Consider the following 2,029-nt stretch of genomic DNA (forward strand, 5'->3'; position numbering starts at 1 on the left):
GCGGTGGAGTCGGTGGCGGCGCGTCCGGCGCGGACCGCGGGCACGGTCGTCAAGGACGAGGGCGAGGGCGGCAAGCAGCTCGCCGGCTTCCTCGCGGACCAGAAGTTCATCTGAGCCGGCCCGGCCGAGCCACCCACCCCCTGCCACAGCGAAACACGGAGACATTGAGCAATGGCTGAGATTCTCGTCCTGGTGGACCACGCCGACGGTGCGGTCCGCAAGCCGGCCCTCGAACTGCTGACCCTGGCCCGCCGGATCGGCGAGCCGTCCGCGGTCGTGCTGGGCGCCGGCGCCGCCGCCGCCGGCATCGCGGCCAAGGCCGCCGAGTACGGCGCGGCCAAGGTGTACGTCGCCGAGGGCGCCGAGTTCGCCGACCAGCTGGTCGTCCCCAAGGTGGACGCCCTCACCCAGATCGCCAAGGCCGGCGACGCCGCCGCCGTCCTGGTCACCTCCTCCGGCGAGGGCAAGGAGATCGCCGCCCGCGTCGCACTGCGGCTCGGCTCCGGCATCATCACCGACGCCATCGACCTGCGCGCGGGCGACAGCGGCCCGGTCGCCACCCAGTCGGTGTTCGCCGCCTCGTACACCGTCGACTCGCGCGTCAGCAACGGCGTGCCGGTCATCACGGTCAAGCCGAACGCGGTGGCCCCCGAGGCCGTTGCGGGCGCGGGTGCGGTGGAGAACGTGGCGGTGGAGTTCACCGGGAACGCGGCCAAGGTCACCTCGCGCACCCCGCGGGTCTCGACCGGCCGTCCGGAGCTGACCGAGGCCGCGATCGTGGTCTCGGGCGGCCGTGGCGTCGGCGAGGCGGCCGGCTTCGGCGTCGTCGAGGAGCTCGCGGACGCGCTGGGCGCGGCCGTCGGCGCCTCGCGTGCCGCCGTCGACGCGGGCTGGTACCCGCACAGCAACCAGGTCGGCCAGACCGGCAAGCAGGTCTCGCCGCAGCTGTACGTGGCGAACGGCATCTCGGGCGCCATCCAGCACCGGGCGGGCATGCAGACCTCGAAGACCATCGTCGCGGTCAACAAGGACCCGGAGGCCCCGATCTTCGAGCTGGCGGACTACGGCGTGGTCGGCGACCTGTTCGCCGTGCTGCCGCAGTTGACCGCCGAGGTGAAGTCCCGCAAGGGCTGATCCCCGCGCACGACAGTGGGAGGGCGTGGCACCGAGTACCCGGTGCCACGCCCTCCGGCGTGTGGCGGACGCTATCCGCCGTGCGGTGGACGCTATTCGGCGAAGGCCGCGAGGTGCTGGGTGAACCCGCCCTGGACGGGCGGCAGCGGGCGCGGCTCGACGTCCACCGGCGGCTGCGGCCCCTCCATCGGCAGCAGCCGCAGCTCGGGCTGCTCGGAGCCGGGGGCGGACAGCAGCCGCACCCGCGTCCCGACCGGGACGGTGCTGCGCAGCCCGTCGACGATGCACCAGACGTCGAAGCCCTCGGCCATCCGGATCAGGGACTTCTGGCGGACCAGCGGCGTCCGGGCCTGCTCGACCTCGCAGCGCCGGACGACGCCGGTGCCCTCGCTGGGCTCCAGCCGCAGCTCGGTGGAGCCGCAGGTGGGGCAGAGCAGCCGCTGGAAGGTCGGGTTGCAGCACCACGAGCAGCGCTGGAAGTACAGCGTGGTGCTCCGGGTGTCGGCATCGATGGCTGAGTGGACCACGCTGTCATCTCCCTGCGCTCGGACCGGCTTGTTCGGCAGAAGTTCGGCAGAAAAAAGGATAGGGAACTCAGTGCCGCCATGTGAAGGCACTGAGTTCCCTTTTTGCCGCGTGGGTGCATAATGAAGGGTACTGAGTACCGTCGTGAAACAGGAGTGGCGATCATGAGCCAGGAGTTCGATCTCTTCCGTATCTCCGAGGAGCACGAGATGCTCCGTGAGGCGGTGCGTTCGCTGGCCGAGGCGAAGATCGCTCCGTTCGCGGCTGAGGTGGACGAGCAGGGGCGGTTCCCGCAGGAGGCGTTGGACGCGTTGCGGGGCAGTGATCTGCATGCGGTGCACGTGCCGGAGGAGTTCGGTGGTGCGGGGGC

Annotated in this window: 3 protein-coding genes and 1 pseudogene; 3 read left to right on the forward strand and 1 reads right to left on the reverse strand. The window is 71.4% G+C overall.

All coding sequences use genetic code 11. The features are described 5' to 3' along the window. Positions 1-114: pseudogene (locus ACFWPT_RS40840) on the forward strand (electron transfer flavoprotein subunit beta); the annotation flags it as partial. Between the two features lie 57 nt (positions 115-171). Next, complete coding sequence (locus tag ACFWPT_RS40845; RefSeq protein ID WP_380488113.1) at positions 172-1,134, forward strand: electron transfer flavoprotein subunit alpha/FixB family protein; 963 nt, start codon at positions 172-174, stop codon at positions 1,132-1,134. Between the two features lie 92 nt (positions 1,135-1,226). On the opposite strand, the gene ACFWPT_RS40850 is transcribed toward ACFWPT_RS40845, so the two are convergent. After that, the gene (locus ACFWPT_RS40850; protein ID WP_063346949.1) at positions 1,227-1,661 is read right to left on the reverse strand and encodes a hypothetical protein; all 435 of its coding nucleotides are present in this window, start codon (positions 1,659-1,661) and stop codon (positions 1,227-1,229) included. Positions 1,662-1,823: 162 nt separating this feature from the next. Between ACFWPT_RS40850 and ACFWPT_RS40855 the strand changes: the two genes are divergently transcribed. After that, on the forward strand, positions 1,824-2,029 hold a 206-nt coding region (locus tag ACFWPT_RS40855; protein ID WP_380488116.1), incomplete at its 3' end, for an acyl-CoA dehydrogenase family protein.

Origin of the sequence: Kitasatospora sp. NPDC058478 (assembly GCF_042720345.1) — a bacterium.
Lineage (GTDB): Bacteria > Actinomycetota > Actinomycetes > Streptomycetales > Streptomycetaceae > Kitasatospora.

Bases quoted from the DNA above. Each gene is read 5' to 3' on its own strand.
- ACFWPT_RS40845 (WP_380488113.1), top strand. From the start codon at position 172: ATGGCTGAGATTCTCGTCCTGGTGGACCACGCCGACGGTGCGGTCCGC.